The sequence below is a fragment of the Ferdinandcohnia sp. FSL W7-1320 genome, from assembly GCF_038050315.1.
Lineage (GTDB): Bacteria > Bacillota > Bacilli > Bacillales > Bacillaceae_L > Ferdinandcohnia > Ferdinandcohnia aciditolerans.
This window is the reverse complement of sequence record NZ_JBBPAM010000001.1, coordinates 790033-811445: the sequence shown is the minus strand read 5'-3', so window position 1 is coordinate 811445 and position 21413 is coordinate 790033. Positions and strand designations below refer to the sequence as shown.

At 39.3% G+C, this 21413-nt stretch carries 17 protein-coding genes; 1 reads left to right on the top strand and 16 read right to left on the bottom strand.

Features of this window, described 5'->3' with window-relative positions:
* Window positions 1–153: 153 nt before the first annotated feature.
* The 8 genes from NST91_RS03920 to NST91_RS03885 all read right to left on the bottom strand — a co-directional run bounded on the left by NST91_RS03920 (window position 154) and on the right by NST91_RS03885 (window position 9522).
* The gene (locus NST91_RS03920) at window positions 154–2103 is read right to left on the bottom strand and encodes an ABC transporter permease (RefSeq protein WP_341330103.1); all 1950 of its coding nucleotides are present in this window, start codon (window positions 2101–2103) and stop codon (window positions 154–156) included.
* The gene (locus NST91_RS03915) at window positions 2093–2860 is read right to left on the bottom strand and encodes an ABC transporter ATP-binding protein (RefSeq protein WP_445724478.1); all 768 of its coding nucleotides are present in this window, start codon (window positions 2858–2860) and stop codon (window positions 2093–2095) included. Before NST91_RS03915 ends, NST91_RS03920 begins: the two co-directional genes overlap by 11 nt.
* An 85-nt stretch (window positions 2861–2945) precedes the next feature.
* Complete coding sequence (locus tag NST91_RS03910) at window positions 2946–3950, bottom strand: ATP-binding protein (protein WP_341330101.1); 1005 nt, start codon at window positions 3948–3950, stop codon at window positions 2946–2948.
* Complete coding sequence (locus tag NST91_RS03905; RefSeq protein ID WP_341333481.1) at window positions 3951–4643, bottom strand: response regulator transcription factor; 693 nt, start codon at window positions 4641–4643, stop codon at window positions 3951–3953. It abuts the gene before it with no gap.
* A gap of 168 nt (window positions 4644–4811) precedes the next feature.
* Complete coding sequence (locus tag NST91_RS03900) at window positions 4812–5942, bottom strand: Ger(x)C family spore germination protein (RefSeq protein ID WP_341330100.1); 1131 nt, start codon at window positions 5940–5942, stop codon at window positions 4812–4814.
* Window positions 5939–7039: a GerAB/ArcD/ProY family transporter gene (locus NST91_RS03895; protein ID WP_341330099.1), complete on the bottom strand. Its 1101-nt coding sequence runs from the start codon at window positions 7037–7039 to the stop codon at window positions 5939–5941. The genes NST91_RS03900 and NST91_RS03895 overlap by 4 nt, the downstream gene beginning before the upstream one ends.
* Window positions 7036–8580, bottom strand: a complete 1545-nt coding sequence (locus NST91_RS03890; RefSeq protein WP_341330098.1) for a spore germination protein — start codon at window positions 8578–8580, stop codon at window positions 7036–7038. Before NST91_RS03890 ends, NST91_RS03895 begins: the two co-directional genes overlap by 4 nt.
* A gap of 126 nt (window positions 8581–8706) precedes the next feature.
* A complete protein-coding gene (locus tag NST91_RS03885) occupies window positions 8707–9522 on the bottom strand; it encodes a ZIP family metal transporter (protein WP_341330097.1) in 816 nt (271 codons plus the stop codon).
* Between the two features lie 339 nt (window positions 9523–9861).
* On the opposite strand from NST91_RS03885, the gene NST91_RS03880 reads away from it, so the two are divergent.
* Window positions 9862–10242 (top strand): SLAP domain-containing protein, encoded by a 381-nt coding sequence (locus NST91_RS03880; protein ID WP_341330096.1) that lies wholly within the window; start codon window positions 9862–9864, stop codon window positions 10240–10242.
* Window positions 10243–10316: 74 nt separating this feature from the next.
* Here NST91_RS03880 and ebgA read toward each other — a convergent pair whose 3' ends face one another.
* From ebgA to NST91_RS03840, 8 genes are all read right to left on the bottom strand, one after another.
* Window positions 10317–13481, bottom strand: a complete 3165-nt coding sequence (gene ebgA / locus NST91_RS03875; RefSeq protein ID WP_341330095.1) for a beta-galactosidase subunit alpha — start codon at window positions 13479–13481, stop codon at window positions 10317–10319.
* Window positions 13482–13801: 320 nt separating this feature from the next.
* Complete coding sequence (locus tag NST91_RS03870; RefSeq protein ID WP_341330094.1) at window positions 13802–15049, bottom strand: alpha-L-fucosidase; 1248 nt, start codon at window positions 15047–15049, stop codon at window positions 13802–13804.
* Between the two features lie 233 nt (window positions 15050–15282).
* Complete coding sequence (locus NST91_RS03865; RefSeq protein WP_341330093.1) at window positions 15283–16953, bottom strand: DUF4091 domain-containing protein; 1671 nt, start codon at window positions 16951–16953, stop codon at window positions 15283–15285.
* Window positions 16954–16999: 46 nt separating this feature from the next.
* Window positions 17000–17872 (bottom strand): ROK family protein, encoded by an 873-nt coding sequence (locus NST91_RS03860; RefSeq protein WP_341330092.1) that lies wholly within the window; start codon window positions 17870–17872, stop codon window positions 17000–17002.
* Window positions 17869–18558, bottom strand: a complete 690-nt coding sequence (locus NST91_RS03855; protein WP_341330091.1) for an N-acetylmannosamine-6-phosphate 2-epimerase — start codon at window positions 18556–18558, stop codon at window positions 17869–17871. The genes NST91_RS03860 and NST91_RS03855 overlap by 4 nt, the downstream gene beginning before the upstream one ends.
* A gap of 82 nt (window positions 18559–18640) precedes the next feature.
* The gene (locus tag NST91_RS03850; RefSeq protein ID WP_341330090.1) at window positions 18641–19576 is read right to left on the bottom strand and encodes a dihydrodipicolinate synthase family protein; all 936 of its coding nucleotides are present in this window, start codon (window positions 19574–19576) and stop codon (window positions 18641–18643) included.
* 145 nt (window positions 19577–19721) lie between these two features.
* A complete protein-coding gene (locus NST91_RS03845; protein WP_341330089.1) occupies window positions 19722–20369 on the bottom strand; it encodes a YesL family protein in 648 nt (215 codons plus the stop codon).
* A 32-nt stretch (window positions 20370–20401) separates the two neighbouring features.
* Complete coding sequence (locus NST91_RS03840) at window positions 20402–21403, bottom strand: SGNH/GDSL hydrolase family protein (RefSeq protein ID WP_341330088.1); 1002 nt, start codon at window positions 21401–21403, stop codon at window positions 20402–20404.
* Window positions 21404–21413: the final 10 nt, after the last annotated feature.

Genomic DNA, 21413 nt, shown 5'->3' with positions numbered 1-21413 from the left:
TTTCGACTGTCTTTTTCGCTCGAAGTGGTCTTCATGCTTACATAGCACATACTATAACTAAAACCATCTAATGCAAAAAGCCAATTCCCCTCCATTTGGGAATCGACTCTTTGCGTTTGAAACACAGGAACGGATGGAACAATGGATCTGTCCCTATAGTGCTTCTTTTATGATTTTTTTGTAATACATCACAGATAGGATACCGAAGATGGAGTAGAGCAGGGTGTATAGGACCATGACGATAATCATCGGGGTCCAGAGTTCCGTTCCGAACCAGAACCATCCTGATTTTACGGCAAAGTAACTATGAGATAACCCGACCACTAATGGTATACCGAAGTTAAATAATTGTTTGATTTTGATCCCATTTATCAGGTCCGTTCTTGTGAAACCTAATTTACGCAAAATCGTGTAGCTTCCTTTTTCCTCTTCACCTTCATCCATCTGTTTGAAATAGAGGATACAACCTGAGGTAATCAAGAAGACTAATCCAAGAAACCCGACGATAAACATGATCATGCCCATATTTCTTTTTTGGTTGGTAAAGGAATCTAATTGTGATTCATGTGCAGCCCATTCTGCTATACCTAATTCATGAAAGATATCGTTTGCCTTCTCCAAGTCAGCTCTCTCTTTGACATCAATCCCAATTGACTTCGTAAATTCACTGGCTATTTCTGGTTCTGCATCAGATGCTAATTTCTGATAAACTGTATCGTCCACAACCGCGACCGGTAACCCTCCATTTGTTAAGCGCAATGGAAGTACATTTTTTTCCTCAAATCCTACAAACTCTAAATCAATCGATGTTGTCTTACCTTTTACAGTAAATTCCCCTTTGTTAAAAGTCATAAATGACTCGATAGCAGAGTTGTTATTGACAAATAGTGATTGATTTTCAGCAACATCTAAATCATCAACTGAATCATCCGAGATAATGACCAACGGCATTTGATCGATACCATCTGCATTTGACGGTTGCTCTAAGCTAATTTCAAGTATATTTGTTTGGTCTGAAACAACATGCAAAAATTCAGTTTCTGTAATCGAATGGCCAATCTGATTTTTATTCAACTCTTCAATAAATTGGCTAGCACGCTCTTCATTCGGTATCGAAAAGTCATAAACGACAGATTCTGCCGCTGATTTTTCTGCTGAATAATACGAAATATACGTGAGTGACAGCAGCCCTAGAGATAGAGCAGAAACTGTTGTAATAACTGTTAGTAAAATAGAATTGGATTTCATACGAAACATAATCGACGATAATGACAGTACTTTATTCACAGACAAATACCCGTTATTCTTTTTTCGGATTAGATTAAAAACAAATCGTATTGATCCTTTGTAAAAAAAGTACGTTCCAATAATTACAGAGCCTAAGATGGCTATCATAGCCATGAACAGACCTTCCATCGTCGTAAACTGTCCATCGAATAGCTTGGTTGATAAATAATAGCCAAAGATGATGAGCCCAAGTCCGAGAACACCAATCACTACTTCAAGTACGGAGACCTTACGTCTTTTATCTTCTGTTGTTGAACTCGTATTGAACAATGATAAAATTTCCTGTTGTTTAATAAACAAGGCATTTATTGCCATAATCACCACATAAATAGCAGCAAACACAAGCACCGTTTGAACAAGAGCTTCAGGTGAAAAACGGAGCTTGGCAACCTCATTGATTCCAATGACTTTTAATAAAATCATCATTACAAGCTTTGAAGATACAAAACCGAGAAAGATTCCTATAATCATGGAACCGAAATACAGAATCATGTTTTCGACACTTAAAATCCAAAATGTTTTTCCTTTTGAAATACCGACTAATTGGAACAACCCAATTTCCTTCCCACGCCGCTTAATAAACAACGTATTAGCATAAACGAGAAAGACCATGACGATGCCTATGAGCGTCACAGACGCAGCCTTCATCGCAGCAGCGCCCTTAATTGACCCCGCCGCTTCATCCATTGCTGGGTCATACTGCAACGTGACAAAGGCAAAATACAACGAAACACTAAAAATGAGTGCAAACACATATAAATAATAGTTTTTGATGTTCTTTACTAGATTTCGGAAGATGAGGCTTTTAAAGCTCATGCTGCACCCCACCTAACACAGCCTGGGTCTTAATGATATCGTTAAAGAAGTCCTGTCTGTTCTCCTCGCCTCGATTTAATTTCGTAAAGATTTGCCCATCTCTAATAAAAATTACCCGGCTACAGTAGCTTGCTGCTTGTGGGTCATGGGTGACCATCACTATGGTTGATTCCCGTTTTTCATTTAAGTAACTTAGTTTGTTTAGCAAGTCTGAAGCCGACTTCGAATCAAGCGCCCCTGTTGGTTCATCCGCAAAAATAATACTTGGTTCATGTACGAATGCACGTGCTGCTGAAGCCCGCTGCTTTTGACCTCCTGAAATCTCGTTCGGGTATTTATCTTTCACTTCAAAGATTCCTAATTCCTTTGCCACATCCTCAAACATGACTTGGGCAGCCCTCGGTGAAATCTTATTTACTGTTAGTGGTAGCATAATATTTTCTTTGACTGTTAATGTATCTAATAGATGATATTCCTGAAATATAAACCCGAGGTGTTGTTTGCGGAATTCAGCGAGTTGTTTGTCCTTCATGCTGGTGAATTCCTTGCCTTCCACTCGGATGGACCCTGAGCTCACGCGGTCAATGGATGAAAGTACGTTTAGTAACGTAGTTTTACCAGAGCCTGAAGGACCCATAATTCCTACGAACTCTCCCTTTTTAACCTCGATATCGATTCCTTTAAGAACCTCTTGTCGGTTCCACTTGTTTCCGTATGTTTTTACAATCTTATTCGCTTCTAAAATGTTCAATTGCATCAACTCCTTACCTCTAGCATAGACGGGATTCGTCTCATTTTCCTTCGAATCACCGAACAAAACATGAAAGCATGTGACATTCTTGTCACATGCTTGTTAGCTTAAGGAAATCATTCTTTTTCGGGAAGATTAGTGTAAAAGTTGTTCCCTCTCCATATATAGAATGGACATCTATGCTAATTTTTAACGGCTTTGCCGCATTTTTTGTGAGGTAGAGACCCATTCCTGTTGCTGCATGATCCCGATGGTCCGTTGTAGACGTGAAGCCTTTTTCAAATATGCGTGGGAGGTCTTTGTCCTTAATGCCACGTCCGTAATCTTTGATTTCTAAAACCATTTGATCAGCTTTTTGATAGCTGCGGATTTCGATATCAGCATTTTCACTATATTTCACCGCATTGGTTAGGAGTTGTCGCAACATAAATTGAAGCCACTTTCCGTCAGAAACCACCTCTGAAACCTCTAGCGACATATCAAAGCCAATCCCTTTTTGAAAACACCATGATTTTAATGATTGAATTTCTTGAATGAGTAACCCTTTCAAATTCACCTTTTCGATATACAAATCGTTTTCCATGAAAGGGATTCTCCGCCCGTGCAACTGAAGGTCAAGAAGCAAGTGAATCCGAAGCCATTCTGACATGAGCTGCTCCTTTAACGTGTGGTCCTCGACCCGTTCAATCATTAATTTCATCGTTGTTAGTGGCGTTTTTACCTCGTGAATCCAAGATAATAAATCATCTTTTTCCTGTTCAACACTTGTTGAGTAGCTACTTAGTTCTTTTTTATAAAAATGATGATGCTGGTTAAGAGCCGATTCTATCATTTTTTCAAATGGTGTGTTACTTTCTTGGAGACTCTCGACACCTACAGCTGGGTCCCACTCTTCTATATTTTTATAGAAAGAAGCTTCCCGGTTGTAACGAATGACGAGAAATAAAAGAAAGATGACGAAAAAGACAAAAACAATATAGAGAACAGAACGAAAGGCCAGGGATGAATCAAGATACCCAATCAATAGGATTAACACTTGAAGAAAACAGAATAATAGAATCCAACTGCGCCTTTCGACGAGAAATTTCTTGATCATTTATGCGCCATCCTCTTCCCTGGCCAAATATCCTTGTCCGACTTTTGTTTCAATATATTGCCCTAGGCCTATTTCATCAAGTCGCTTTCGTAATCGATTGACGTTTACTGTCAGGGTATTGTCACTTACAAATCGTTCATCATCCCACAGGCTTTTGATGAGCTCCTCACGGCTGACGATTTGGTTTACATGATCAATTAGGATTTTCAAAATAAACATTTCATTTTTTGTTAATTCAATTGTTCCATTGTCCTTTTGCACGGTGTTATCTACGTAATCCACAGATGCCCCATTCCAAATTTTTAAATGAATTTGCTGTTCAAGGCTATAGTTGTAAACTCGTCTAAGGACGGCCTGAATTTTCGCAATGAGCACGTCAAAATGAAACGGCTTTTGAACAAAATCATCCGCACCCAGCTGCATCGACATCACCATATCTGTCGGGTGATCTCTCGACGACAGAAAAATAATCGGGACCTTCGAATGCGTTCGAATCATCCGACACCAATGAAAGCCATCAAATTTCGGCAGCTGAATATCGATAATGACCAGGTCAGGTTGAATTCTCGTAAATTCCTTCATCACATTGCTGAAATCATCGATCCCGTATACATCATACGACCACTGCAACAACCGCTCCCGAATCTCATTAAACAACGTCACATCATCTTCAATCAACAAAATCTTAAACACACGACCACCATCTATCTGGGACACAGGGACAGGTCCCGCGTCCCACCATTTTATGGGTAACACTCCCTCATACTCCACTATAATAATACCATAAACTACCACAAGAAGGCCTGAACCCTATGATGGATTCAGGCACTATACTTTATCCCGTCGTAACCAAAAGTTTGTTTACTTACTCGTGTCATTGACAGTACCCATGCTCTTAATATCTACTTCAACAGTTACATTGATATCAGCTTCGGATAGTGCTTGACCCCAGTTATCCTCTACCTTTTTAAATTCTTCATACTGATAGGCTCTAGCATAGATACCAAAACCAAACGGGTCGATTTTATGACCTTGAACTTTTTTAAACAGTTCCTCATATCCCGTTTTCAACCGGTCCTCAATTGTTTTTTTGATTTCCTTTTCATGAGATATCATATCTACTGGTAATAAACTTTCAAGAATAGCGACGGACATCGAAATTTTAACATCAAACTTAAATCTGTCCTCGTCATGCGACGTTTTAACCTTGGACTTCACCGTTTTTACTTCAAAACTCAAATCATTTTTATGAAAAATCCCCTCCTCCTTTTCAGCCGGAATCGTAATGGTCGTATAACTAATTTGATGTTTCCGATTATGCTTTAAAAAGAGGTATAACGTGGATTCCGATAAATCAAGAGAATCCACATATTTCCCACGATTGTTAAGTAAGGCGGTTCCAGTTACTTCAACCTTTTTACCCTTTTTCACATTGGCTAAAGCTGGTGTCACTCCCTTGTCAAAAAACTCAGAATGAAGTTGTTGGAGCGTCCCTTTTTCGGTTCGTGTTCGTTTATGATTTTTATCAATATCATTTTTCAAGTACACCGCAAGAAGTGCATTGCTTTCCGGATTATAATTGACGACATCCGATACTTGACCGTCCACAATAACCACTCTTGTATTGATCGAAAAATTACTGTTCCGGTACATTGTATCTAGTATAGGAAACCAGTCCCCATGTTCCACAACCCGTTTTCCCAGTAAAAGGATCTGGATTTTGGCAGCCGATACCTCGCCACCTGTCACTGCATCAAAAAATTTTCTAGAATCTCGAATGGTATCAGCCTTAGTGTGGTATATATCCCTTTGCGACTTTGCCCCCTTACTAAATACAGGGCTTGACTCATAAAAAATGAGGTTATTGTCCTCATCAAGATCAATCCCAAGGACGAAGACAATCGTCGTATCCTCCAATGGAACCTGGTATCCACAGCTCGTAAGCATCATTAAAAGTGAAACACACAAAAGTGGAAGAACGCAACGTTTCAATTCAAGCTCCTCCTCTTCATTAGCCCATGTATGAGGACATACCCCCATAAACAAATCGGGAAAACATACGAAAAGAGATAACTTATTCTGTGTATTTCCTTAGCCAAAATTAAATCCATACGTACTGAGGGAGGAAACAATAAAACATAAATTACACTTATGACCAGGAACCAGAATAATGGTTTTGAGTGATCCACTTTTCCAAATATCCAACTTGTACTAAACACAGATACGAACATAAGTGGAAGGACTTTTGTAGACATCACAAATATATAAAATGCAAATACTACAATCTCCAATCGTTCGATAAAGGTCAATTCAATTACTTTCAAGACTGTGATGGTTGGTTCATTAAATTTTGTAATTTCATCAGGACTAAAGACCACAAATGCTCCAAGCGTTATAATTAAATAGGCAATCATTGTAATGGTATTCGCAATAACAACTCCAATTGAGGCATTTTCCTTTTTTTCTAAAAAGGGATAAAGGTAAAAAGCGATATCAAATCCAACATAGATAATAATGCTGATTTTTAAAGTTTTCACGACGGGTTGCCAGCCTTCCTTTAAAAGAGGAAGAAGGTTTAGAATTTGGCCCTCCTTAAAAGAATATACATATAAGACAAGAATCCAAATCGTCATTAAAAAAACTACCACCGAATATCTGCCTATAATTTGAATATTGTTACGAACCAATAAATACGATGGGATCGATAACAAAATTAATAATAAAAATATAGAAACTCTTGGTAACACCCAAGCTTGTATAAACATCGCCTCTGTAATAAAAGAATAGAGTGCTAATAAACCAAAATACACAGCCAGGATACCCCCACCCACTTTAGCAGCCCACTTACCAAAGTAATGTTTCAACAGGTCAAGAATTGTTCCATTCGGGTACTTTTTCATAATTTGAATAATAATTAAACTAGTAATTGTAGCAATGAACCATCCTATTATTATGCCAATCCACCCATCAGTCCCTGCCTTTTCTGCTACATCTCTAGGTAAGGTAAGGACGCCAACGCCTACTTGAACACCGTGAATTAATAAGATGTACTGAACGATTGATATTTGTTTACCTTGAACATTCATCATTGTTTGTCTTCCTTTGGACGAATAGAATCCGCCCTTCTCAATTGAATAGCTAAAGAACTAACCGGACGCTTGGTGATTGACCATTGTGGAAAGCGTATAAACAAATCCTTCCAGTCTTGAATTCTCAAGGGAGAAACTGGACTAGTATAGGAGACACCAAGCGATTTTAGCTCAATTAAATGGATTAGTAATGTCATTAAACCTACACTTAATCCAACAAATCCAAATAAAGATGCCATAATCATCATTGGAAATCGAATAAGCCTGATGGATGCACCCATTTGATAATTTGGAATGATAAAAGAGGCAACTGCAGTTATGGCAACAACAATGACCATAATATTACTAACGATTCCAGCCTGTACAGCCGCCTGTCCAATCACAATACCACCGACGATTCCAATGGTTTGCCCAATTTTGGCTGGGAGTCGAATTCCGGCCTCACGTAACATCTCCAGGGCAATTTCCATAATTAATGCCTCTATAAACGGCGGAAATGGTACCCTTTCTCGCGACACCCCGATAGACATTAGTAGTTTTAAAGGAATCACCTCAAAATGAAAGGCTATGATTGCGATATAAGTCGCTGGTAGAAAAATTGCCGTAAAAAAACCAATATACCTTAACAGTCGGATAAAAGAGGCGACCAACCAACGCGACGTATAATCATCTATGCTCTTAAAAAAGGAAAAAAATGTAGATGGCGCAACTAAAACATTAGGTGCCCCATCCACCACTATCACAATTCTTCCCGCTAAAATCTCCAAAGTGGCAAAATCAGTACGCTCTGTAACAAGAAGTTGTGGGAATGGCGAATAGGGATTATCCTCTATGTATTCTTCTAATATGATACAATTTGTAATACTATCAACCTTAACCTTTTGAAGACGGTTTTCAAGTTCCTTAATTAAATCCGGATTGGCAACATCGTCTAAGTATAAAAGGGAGACCTTCGTTTTCCCTCTTTCACCAATGCTATAATCATTTATTTTTAAACGTTGATTTTTAATATGTTTTCGGATGAGTGCAATATTTGTACTTCCAGATTCAGTAAACCCAATGTGTTCACCATAAATGGAAGACTCAATCGGGGTATCCTCAATTGATCGCTCCGGCCATTTTCCAGTATCTAAAAGGAATGCAACTTGGGACCCATCCATAAATAAGACGCTTTTTCCTTTTAAAATTTCGTCCGTGACTTTTGACCATGTATTCACTTCCTTGATTTGGGTGACAGATACCTTAAGTGTCGAATCCTCATTAAAATCATCAATATGGAATAACAAAGGTCTTAATACATGCTCACTGACCACCGTTGAATCTGTAAGCTCACCTAAATAAACGAGTGCAGCTTTCGCATTTGTTTGTTTAATCACAAGGTTGGTCACGACTAAATCAGGTGTTTTACTAAAAATGTTTTGTATCTCATTGACGTTATTTATTACATCTAGGCTAATCAGTTCCGTTTGAGGTCCCGAATTCTCGTTAGGGTCGGTTTGTTGCTGTTGCAATTCCTTTTTATCCTTTTTGAAAAATGACATATGAAAACCACCTACAATATGATGGTTTAGTATGCGACAATAATTGGAAAAACATTCAAAAATAGAGATGGGTTAATGCTCGGTTTTTCAAGGTAGAATGGTTACGCCTATAATGTTTTGTAATAGTTAGCCCAATGCGACGTCAAGTATCATCATCACAACAAATCCAATCATTAAACTCATGGATGCGAGATCTTTATTTCCTTTTTCCTGAGAACTTGGAATGACTTCTTCTGCGACAACGAAAATCATCGCACCAGCCGCAAAGCTTAATGCGTATGGAAGCAATGGTTCAATGAAGGATACCGCAACTGCCCCAACAACTGCAGCAATCGGCTCGACCATCCCTGAAAATTGCCCGTAAAAGAAGCTCTTTCCACGGGACATGCCGTCCCCTCTTAACGGCATTGAAACCGCAATACCTTCCGGAAAGTTTTGAATGCCAATTCCAAGGGCCAAGGTTAATGCACCCGCTAAAGAAGCTTCCGTTCCCCCATTAGCAAGGGCACCAAACGCGATTCCAACAGCCAGTCCCTCAGGAATATTATGAAGTGTAATCGCAAGGACTAAGAGCGTACTTCGTTTTTGTCCTTTTGGATGTAAGCCTTCTGCGTCATTGATAGGTGCATTTGGGTGAAGATGAGGCAAAATCTTATCAATTCCCCATAGAAAAATGCCCCCTAACAGGAATCCGGACGCTGCAGGAAACCAAGCTCCAATCTGATTGTCGCTAGACATCTCAATCGCAGGTCCCAATAGCGACCAATAGCTAGCAGCAATCATTACGCCTCCAGCGAAACCTAACATACTATCCAGAAGACGCTGATTAATCGTCTTTGTTGCAAAAACAAGGGTTGCCCCTAGTGCCGTCATCCCCCATGTAAACAATGTCGCAATCAACGCTTGCATTACGGGATGAAAATTCTCGAAAAAGTCTACCATACTCAAGAACTCCTTTTATATGATAGTTTAGCTTAACCAATCTTAGGGTAAATTATGGTCTAGGGTTTGGGATATCTGTAGAGTTGGACAGATATCAGATTGAGTTTTCGGGTTTTCGGACAAACTTTTCTGGTTATCGGATACAGGCTCCAGGTTATTGGACATAAATAAAGGTTAACGGACACAGTTTCCCTTTTATCGGACATAAACTGATGGATATCGGACACAAGCTCCCTTTTATCGGACATAAATTAAAAGATATCGGACAAACCATCGCTCATGGTTAATTTCACAAAAGAATAGCCTGCTTGCTATAATTAGTAGAAGAGAGGTGAGATCATGCAAAAACTAGTTTTTGAGGACGCGTGGGATCGGACGATTTCACAGAAAGATCGTGATATAATCCAACAGCTTTTTCGTGAGGAGACCCCGGAAAAAGGAGTTAGTTTTACACCCTTCCGGATTGCAGTAAATCACAAAAACGAACGATTAGTAACGGCAATTGTTCATAATCGAACGCTACAAAATCTTGTATTTGAAAATACATCACTACAGCTTTTTGATGGGGAAAAGCTCCTAGCTGAGCACGAATTTACACTTCCTGCCCTCCAGGTGCCACCTGAAACCAGCATGCCGTGGAGTTTTGTTTTTCCACCTGATCGTATACAAATCCCAAATTCTATCGAACATGTGACACTTAAACATAAAAAAGAGAAGTAGACTCCATTTTAGAATCTACTTCTCTTTTCTTTATTTGACTGGACCTTTTGTAATGTACTTCAATCAGTGCAAACTCATATCAGAGGAGTACTCAGTGCCTTTTGTCCATACTTTGACCTTAGTGACTTTCCTATATCTACTTTTGAACTTTCGTTCGCAGAAAAGGGCTTTAAGTGAACATTGAATTGGAAATTCTCATTTTTTAATCGGTATGGTTCCTCCACATCCGGCCCACAGCTAGCAGACCCAAGACCATGCTGCTGATGATCCAAGTTGAACGTGATAAAATCCTGCTTTATCAAATCATATGTGTGCTGAGCCTTATCCAGATTTTCCGTTGTATAATAATGAGCACTGAAATCAATTGTTGGTTCACCTGCTACAACAAAGCCCACTCCTTCAGTATTTGTCAACGTTACCCATCGAACTTCATGACGATTGCCATTTTCCTGAGGATAGATATATGGAGTATATAGCTCCTCCACCTTTTTAGCAAAAACGCCAATTCGAGTGGCCAGCCTACTGTCACTGTAGGCCTCACCCGGACCTCTCCCATACCAGGACACATCATCTAAGTAAACTGGCAACCTCATTTGCAAGCCAATCCGTGGTAATGTTATCGGGCCACCACCTTCTGGACATCCTTTCACAGTAATAGATATTTCACCATTGCTAGATATTGTATACGTATAAGTAACACGAATTCCCCAGGATAAAATTGGCGGTGCAATCCGAACGTTAGAAGTAATCACTACCTGATCGCTGGTTGGTTGTTGCCACTCCACGCCATCTACACGATGTTGAAGCCAATGCAGGCCATATTTCTTCCATTCAGACGCTGAACGGTGATCATTATCGATTAACGCCCTCCATAAGTGAAGCTTTGGTCCTTCTTCCATAAGATTAATATCACGATAAGACCATGAATCCATCTTCCCATAGACAAGATTAAACTCAATCTGAAAATCCTCACCCTGTACTAAAAGCTGATTATTCTTTTCAAGACATGATAGAGGTTGATGGAAAGATGGAACAATCTCCTTTTCAATCGTACTCGTTACAGGTAATTCAAACTGCGTCCAAGCAATTTCATGTCCTGTTTTTGCCCATAGCGCATCAGCTGCCAAGGTAAATTGAAGGTTTAACCAAAAGTCTGTATCAGGTTGGATCAGTTCGGGAAGCTTGTATGGAATTGCAAGCGTCATCGTTTCACCTGGTGCAACTTCAGGAGCTGGTATCACACCATTGTCAATAACCTTTCCATCTGATTCAACTGACCACGATAAATGTAAATGACTTAAGGAAATAAAGTCATAGAGGTTAGTGATACGTACCTTTCCATTATTTAAATCTACAGCCTCGACATGAACAGGTTCAATCACTTTTTTATACTCAATTAGTCCCGGAGACGGTGTTCGATCAGGCATCACAAGCCCATCAATGACAAAATTATAATCATTCGGGGTATCACCAAAATCTCCGCCGTAAGCATAGTATTCTACTCCATCTTTTGTTTGAAGACGAATCCCATGATCACACCATTCCCAGACAAAGCCACCCTGTAAACGTTTGTATTGGTAAAATAGATCCCAATACTCTTTGATTCCACCAGGTCCATTTCCCATCGCATGGATATATTCACAAAGAATATGCGGCTTGCTTAAATCCGTTCTTTGCCCCAGCTTTTCCAAAATGTCAATAGAGGTGTACATCGTTGTATGTATATCGGAAACAGTTGGATCTCTTTTTGGATCATCACCGTATTGATTCATGATGCTTCTCGTTTCACCTTCATAGTGAACAAGGCGTGTTGGGTCATTTTCTTTGATCCATTTACCCATTGATTCATGGTTACAGCCAAATCCAGATTCATTCCCTAATGACCACATAATAATAGAAGGATGATTTTTATCGCGTGCGACCATTCGTTTAGCCCTATCTAAATACGCTTCTTCCCACTCTGGATTATCACTTAACTGATTTCCATTACCAGCACGTTCGAAGCCATGGGTTTCTAAATCTGCTTCATCGATAACATAAAGACCATAAACATTACAAAGATCATAGAATCTCGGATCATTTGGATAATGAGCTGTTCTTACGGCATTAATATTATTCTGTTTCATCAGAATGACATCCTTCTCCATCATAGCGAGAGGTACAGCCCTACCTAAATCTGGATGATGGTCATGACGATTTACACCCTTGAATTTAATGGCCTCACCATTAATGAGGCAAACTCCGTCCTTCAATTCCACCGAACGGAAACCAGTTCTATTCGGTATCACCTCAATCTGATTTCCTGAATGATCCTTCAACGTAATCAACAAATGGTATAAATAGGGGTGTTCCGCTGACCATTTTTCTGGACTCTCTACTGGAATATCGATATGGAAACTTGCTTTTTGATTTTCCGGCAGAACCACCTGTTTAGACTGTTTGGAAACCAACTTTCCTCCCTGATCAAGAAGGCGGTATTCAAGTTGATATTTTTCAAAAGCTTGACAAGTATAGTTTTCGATTACCGTATCGATGGAAAGGATCGCATCTTTATACTGGCCATCCAGATTTGTTTTGACAAATAAATCTTGAATATGGACCTTTGGTTTTGCTAATAGATACACATCTCTAAAGATCCCACTTAACCACCACATATCCTGATCTTCTAAGTAACTGCCATCAGACCATTGATAAACCCTGACAGCTAATGTATTCTCACCTTCCACAATATATGAAGTGATATCAAATTCAGATGGAATCCGGCTACCTTGGCTGTAACCAACTTCCTGACCATTAACCCAAACGTGAAAAGCGCTGTCTACTCCCTCAAACCTCAATATCATTTTTTTCTGAAGCCATTCTGTTGGAATGTAAAAATTACGTCGGTAAGACCCGGTTGGGTTTTCTGTTGGAACGTATGGTGGCTCAACCGGAAACGGATATTGAACATTTGTGTAATGCGGCTTTCCGTATCCATTCATTTGCCAATGTGAGGGAACCATGAGACTATCCCACTCACTCACATCAAAATCATTTTTATAAAAATGCTCGGGTGCGAGTTTTGGGTTTTCAGCATAATGAAATTTCCAACTTCCATTTAATAATTTAAATCCTTCGGAATTTCCTCTTTCGTATGTTAACGCAGATTGTTCATCTGTAAACGATAGAAAGTAGGCGCGTTCAGGCAATCTTCCCCTTTGTAGGACATTTATGTTTTCCCAGTCATTTTTCTTAACCATTCAAATCCCCCCCAAATACCTTTTGAAATTCAATATTTCCTCTATCTTATAAGATGATAAAACGCACGAAAACCCTTTCAATCTACCACTCTCTAAAGAATAGCACCTTATCTTGATCGATTTCTTAAATTATCTGTATGGATTAAAATAGTACTAGCATTCACTAAAAAAGTCTTAAGAGTTTTGTATATTTTGAATAGGGAAACGTCCGTGCATTTATACATTCAATTTCGTAGAAGTAATCTTTGATATTAAAAAAGATTCATGTAATCAATAACGAATCTAGTATAAAAATATCAATAGCTTTTAACATTTATACATCATTCTTCTAATGTTTCTACATAGTAACAAGAAAATTCTTTTACGATTGGATTCTTCACAGACTCCTTGATTTTCAGTCTCAACTTACTGGATTTAATTTTTGGGATTTGTAAAATATAACGGTGGCCCATCGCCGTACCTAATGCAATCGAAATCCATTCGTTATCCACGAATGCCTCTAACTCAAATTCCCTTACACGTTCACCAAATCGAATCTCTTCCATTAACACAATGTGGTTGATACTTGTTTCTTTTTCCAGCGTTAATAGTAATTCTCTTCCACATCCCGAGGTCCTTCCCAATGGACTGGAAAATCTCCTTCTGATTTCATTCCCAAATTCTATTAACCGCTCTGCGTCCGGTTTCGGTATCAATCCCCGATTATCAGGGGAAATATTTAATAATAAATTTGTTCCATGACCAACAGAATGATAGTAAATATTCATTAATTCATCCAATGATCTTAAGTTTATCTCTGAGTTTGGATGCCAGAACCATTGTAATTTACGAATGGGAACATCGCATTCTGCAGGGAGCCATTCGGGTGTCTCGGGTAGCCAATCCACTGTTTCGTTGGAAAACATACTGATTTTTGCAGCACTATTTGTATTCCAGCAAGGATATGGTGCCACTCCTTCTTCATTTCCCACCCATCGGATTGTTGGCTGTCCCATATTAAAGATCATGGCATTTGGCTGATAAGTCTTTATTATTTCGATCATTCTTTCCCAATTATAAACTCTGCCTTCTGATCCTGCTCCATCAAACCAAACCTCAATCATTTGACCATATTGGGTCATTAACTCGGTAAGCTGCTGGCAATAGAAATCATCATAAGCTTCTTTATCATGATAGCAAGGTTCATGGCGGTCCCAAGGTGACAAATAAATCCCAAAGTGCATTCCTTCTTCTCGGCAAGCATCGGCACATTCACGAACAACATCACCTTTTCCATCTTTCCAAGGACTGGATTTCACAGAGTACTCGGTCGTCTCAGTTGGCCAAAGACAAAAACCATCATGGTGTTTTGCAGTTAGGATAAAGTATTTGAACCCTGCATCCTTGGCAAGCTTAACCCATTGTCTAGCATCTAATTCCATAGGATTAAAAAGTTGGGGAGAGTCGTTTCCATCTCCCCATTCTTGATTACAAAAGGTATTAATTCCAAAGTGACAAAAAATCCCTAAGTCAAGATTTTGCCACGCGATTTGACTTTCCGTGGGCAGGGCTAATTTGACCTTATTCATTCGTTTCACGCCCTTTGACTTTTTTTAGTAAGGGGTTCTGGAGTCCATTTCAATTATCCCAGAACAGGTTTTTCCACAAATGTAATCAATCGTTTTTGCTCATGTAATTCAAATAGGGCAAGCCCTTTCTGGAACGGTTCGAAAATAATGCTTTGTCCTGCTTAATAACCGGGTCTCTTTGCCATCCATAAAATGATCTTTCATTAAATATAAATGGTGACATAATAAACCTTCTACCTTGAGCTTATATCTGCGATTAAAGATATATCTTTAATCTTTTGGTTAATCTGTTCCCTTTTTAACAAGTACCATTCGAGGTCTTTAGGATATTGGTCAAACGTGATTTCATCATCCAATCCTTCTTCCAAAAGGACTAAAACTTGATCTCTACCAATCAGGCTTTCTAGCAATTGAAGCGCCCTTAAATCTTGTAGAGCTTCGTATAAAACCTCAAGTCTAATCGATTCGATTGGACCATCTTCACCAGGATAAACGAGAAAGGCATCCCCTGAAGGGAATGAATAATTAGCATCCGTATTTTTAAATGGGTCTATTGCTTTTTTCGAGTATTGTGAATACCAAAAATTATATCCCCAATGAAGAAAGCCAGCGATATTATATTTATACAGTTGTATCCCGAGAATCCGATTACGGAATGATGGCATCGAGAAGAATCGGTTTGCAACTTTTTTATATTGGGCACAGCAATAATATGTCCAAAGATTTTTTACACCATTTTCTAAAAATGGTTTGATATGATCATTGGAAGGAATCGGCGTTTTGACGAGCCCTTTTTCATAAAAGGTAAAATCTGAAAGTGCATCAATTACTGGAAAGTCTTCCAAGTGTTCTTGCAGAATTGAACTTGCTTTTTCATATGACTGAACTTGATCAAGATGCGGCTCATCGGATACATGGAAAAAACATTGGCTTTCTAATCCATTGTCTTTAATAAAATCAACTAACTCCGGAAGAAATTGATGGAGAAATTGACGGTATTCATTGCTTGTAGCATCCGTTTCCCAGCCGAAGAACCGTTTAAATTCTCCATTTTCAAGACCAACTATTTTCGGAGCGTGCCTAGCTCCCCATTGGGTAAAGAGATGGGAAAACTCAAAATGCTTTATACCTTGTTTTCTACACAGCTCAATCCATCTTTTGAGCTTTTCAAATTTGAAGGAGTAACTTTCTCCTACCTTTTCTACATCAACAAGCTGGACTGTTGGACGTTCTCCTCCGACCTCCGTATCTAAAGGAGGTGTAAATAACGGTGTTAGGATCATATTCATTCCATGTTTTGCTGCCGTATCAACAAATTGCTCAATTCTCTTCCAATGTTCCTCACTAAAGACCTCAACATTGTAATAGGTTGCCAAGCAATCAGTATGAAACCATTCTGTATGAATTAATTTTTGTTGGGGCAGTTCAGCTGGGATAACCTCTAATTCGAAAACTTCCTTACCAAGATATTCACCATTTTGCTTTTCAAAGATGACTTCAATAAGGTATTTGTTCGGATCCATATCTAATAGATTATCGACCGTAATCCAAAGCGAACGCCACTGTTTCGGAAAGGCTGTTAAACCATCCTTATTTTGATACTGATAAAGAGGATCTGGATATAATCCTGGTGTAGATTTAAGGATGAGATCATCATGATCGTGGTAACACGGTAATTCAGATGGAACCAATCCTACGGATCGTACCGTAATATTCTCCTGCAAAGCAGAGTTTATTCGTACTCTTATATTCTTTAATAAGGTGCTAGATTTATAGGCAACCTGGAAGGAGTACGTTTCGTTTAAAAGTGCTGAACCTTTTGTGACAGCCTTTTCATTTAATTCTTGAGTAGCAAAAACCTTTGTTAAAGAACTTAAACATCTCGTTAAAAATTCTAGCTCCATTAGCCATTCTCCACTCTTTCTCGTATTAGATTATAGTACCCTGCCTCTAACGCATACGTAAAAAATGATAAACCGCTCCGATCATTCCAGCATGATTAGATAGCTTGGCAAGTACAATCTCTGTATTCTTTTGAAAAGAAGGAAGCAAGTAGTTGTTGATTTCTGCTTGAACTTCCTGTAAAAAACGCTCACCCCGAGCAGTGACCCCACCGCCGATGATGACTTTTTCCGGGTTGAAAATATAAATAAGATTTGAGATGCCCATCGATAAATAACGGTAAAACTGTCTGACAGCCTTCTGAATCTCCTCATCACCCTGATCGTATAAGTCAAAAATTTCTTTTCCAGTCCATGGCCGTTCTTCCTTATAATGATTAGCAAAATGAATTAATCCCGACACCGAGGCATTTTTTTCAAAGGGTTCTCCGTCAACAAGCATATAACCCCATTCCCCCGCACTGAATGAGTGCCCTGAATACATCTTTCCATCAATGACAATCGCTCCACCGATGCCTGTGCCCACAGTCAATGTAATAAAATCTCTTGAACCGTGATGACCTAGCCACATCTCACCAAGGGCCGCACAATCCACATCATTTCTAACTTCTACAGGCAGTCCAAGTGCCTCACTAACAAGCTTCTTAATGTCAATCCCCGTATAATGAGGGATTGTTTCACCGGCAGCGACAATCGTTCCCGTATGGAAATTAACCTGTCCGGCCGTGCTAATGGCAATTCCGCTGAGGGAATAATTTGCCACCATGGTTTTCCCCGCTGCTATTACTTTTTCAATGATTGCCTGACCGCCTAGATGGGCTGCAGTGTCCATCATAAAGTGAGAAAGAATATCTCCATTTTTGGTTACAATCCCATACTTAATTTGTGTTCCCCCGATATCAAAGGCTAGGTAGTGCTTCATCCGATGCCAATTCTCTCTGCAAAAGTTTTTGTGATTAATTGCGGTCTTGTTATCGCGCCCCCCACTACGATCGACCAAGCCCCTAATTCCAACATTTTACGTGCTTGCTCTGGTGTTTGGATGCGACCTTCGGCAATGACTGGGACGGGTAATAGTTTGGAAAGCTGTTCGACTAGTTCAAAATCTGGATCTAGTTGTTTGGGACTATCATTGGTATAACCAGAAAGGGTTGTAGAGACCATATCCGCACCGCAATCCATCGCATATTCGGCATCCCTTACGTTTGCAATATCTGCCATTACTAACGTATTACTGTGCTCATGAATATAATTGACCAAATCCTTTAGGGTTTCACCGTTTGGTCGCTTGCGATAAGTAGCATCAAGCGCAATTACATCAGCCTCTACTGCCAATAATTCCTTTACCTCTTTAAGGGTTGCTGTAATATAAATTTCACTGTCTGGGTAATCGCGTTTGACCAGCCCAATAATTGGTAGACCTGTTTGTCTCTTAATAGCAGCCACATCCACAGCCGAATTACTTCGGATCGCCTTTGCCCCGCCATCCTTAGCTGCCTGAGCCATTTTTGCCATTATTTCAGAACCGTGCAACGGCTCATCTTCAAGGGCTTGGCAAGAAACAATTAAATCATTGTGTATTGACGAAAAAAAAGGATGATTCCTCATATCATCATCTCCTTATTAAAATTTAATACACGTTTGTCCTTCATTCGGTAATGAAGGACAATTTTCATAAAATAGTATGCTATTAATATATTTTTTCTACTTCAACAATATAAGTGTTGATCAATCGCAGAATACGATCATTTAATTCAGACAGGGAAGCATAGTCCTGCTGAACGACTGGTAGTAATGGTAACCTCGGGGACCCCGTTTCAATATTTCTTAGTGATAAAATATACTTACAAGCACCGTATAAAGAAGGGTAACTTAATAACTTTTTAATCACGCTATTAATTTCAAATTGTAATTTCTGGGCCTTTTCAAATTCATTTGCTCGATACAATTTATCGAGCGTACAGAATAGTTCCGGCATTACTCCATACGTTCCGCCAATGCCACCGTCTGCTCCCATAATCCGGCCGCCTAAATATTGCTCATCCGGTCCGTTAAAAACGAGAAACTCTTTTCCTGAATTTGCTTTGAATTGTTGTAATTCATAGACACTTTCGCCTGACATCTTAATTCCGATTACCTTTTCTTGAGCAGCCATTTTTTGAAATAGCGATTGAGTCAAATTAAATCCTGTTGTCTGTGGAATGTTGTAAATAATAAATGGTAAGGAGGTGCTATCGATTATCTCCTGCCAATGTTTTTCAACCGATTGCTCTGACAAACGATAATAGATTGCTGGAACGGCTGATATCGCATGCGCGCCGCATTTTTCTGCATGAATCGCTAGCTCCCTGCTTTCTTCTGTTGAGTTTGCTCCAACATGGACGATTATGGTTAGCTCTCGTCCAACCTCCTGCATGACGGCTTCTACGACTCTCTTTCTTTCTTCCGTTGTTTGCAGGATTCCCTCACCAGAACTGCCTCCGACATATAAACCAGTAACTCCGCTATTTACATAAGAACGGGAAAGGTTTTTCACTCTTTCTTCACAAACCTCGCCTGCGTCATCATAGGCGGAATACATTGCAACAAATACACCTTTAAATTGGTCTAAATCCCATGTTTTCATGTTGCTATCCCCTTTTTGGATTTAAATTTTTTGTTATGAATACTATTTCTATAATTCTAGAAAAACACCACTAAAACGAAGGGCGATAAAATGAAGGTTAGCTGACGTTATTGTTTCATTACATCCATCTTTTTGTAGAAAGTTTTTATACCGAACTATTCGTTTGTCTGAATTTAGATACTTTCTGTTCCATTTTTGTAAAGGCTGAATTTGCTATCCACATTACTCCAAACGCTAGCAGACTGAAACTAAAGAATGGAAATAGTCCCGGAATAAGGATAATCACCATGCTAAATCCAACAGTAAGTGCAGCTATACTTGCGGTATGGAAAGGATGAGCAATTGCAATGATCAGTGCATGCTTAGCAACACTAAACAGCTTGATATCAAAATGAACATATACTGGAATCATTAATAAAACTGTCATTAAATAAAGGATTCCCGCAATCCATACGGCAATGAATAAGACCATATCCATCATACTTTCTGAACCTTTGAACAGCTGGAAATAATAATAGATACTACAGCCCGTTAACGTGGTGACCCACCCCAAAAGATTGGTCTTTAGAAAGCCCTTACGGTACAATTCCCAAAAGGTCTTAAAAATTGGAACTTCGGTTTGTTTATTGATCCATTTCCGACAAATCGCAAACATCGTAAAAGTTGCCGGGAATATGCCCCCAATGCCTAGACCCACAAGGCAGAATAATATCCAGATTAATTGAAGGGCAAAGAACCTTGTGATCCATTCCATAATTGTGTTTAATTTCTCCATGTAGCCAGCTTGAAACATATTCCCACCTCTTTTAGATAAAATTTATCTACTTATATCTTTGCTTTGAGTGGCACGTGTTTTTCAATCAGCTGTTGAAAACGAACGGCCATTATTTTATCGCCTTCACCGTTTGGATGCAGCCCATCAGGCATATATTTTTCATACTCTTCTCCAAACAGTTTAAGCCCGTCTATATAATAAATGTTTTGATCGCCATGTCGAATTAACATATTCACGACTTGAACAATTTCTGCTCTCACTTTCTCCAGTGATAATCCAACTTCATTTTCAATTTTTTCTCGTTCTCTGTGAAAAATAGGAGAAATAATCGCAATCGGCACGTCCTTGTGCTTTTCACGAATCGTTTGGATAAATCCAATCAAGGCAGGAATAAAAGTTCGATCTGATAATGTCTTTCCCCCGACTATATTTATCCCGACACATAAGGAAATAAAATCAGCAGGCAGATCACGAATCATTCTTCCAACCATTGGTTCTAAATGACAATTTCCGCTATACCCAAGGCAAGTAAGGTTAAAATCCATCTGAGCGGCAGCAAGTGCTGGCCAGGTTTGCGATGGACTATCTGAATAATAACAATGAGTGATCGAACTTCCATACGTAATCCAGCGCAAACGGAAATCGTCTACCTGTTCCCACTCTGCCCCATCATCAATCCATATTCCCGAAATTTGGACAGGTACTTTCTGGGGTAAATAGATCTCTATCACCTTCGATTGACCAGAAAGGGAATCAAAGACAACGGTTGATTCCCCTGCTGGAATATAGGCGGTTTTTACTAGACTACCATCTATTAAACAATCCATCTCCATCCATTCAGCGGATTTAGCCATTCCAATCTGAATAGACTGAGTATTACTTCGAATTTTAATTCGAACACCCGCTGGCATCTCCGCTTGACCATTTATGCTATTAGGAAAGAAAAACTCCTTCTTCTCGAAAGGGATTCTCCAAGGCTTCAAGTAATCCTTTGTTCTTTCAAATGAAACGGCCCCATGAAACAACTTTTCAGATAATGGTATCTGTTGCAAGCTCATTCCT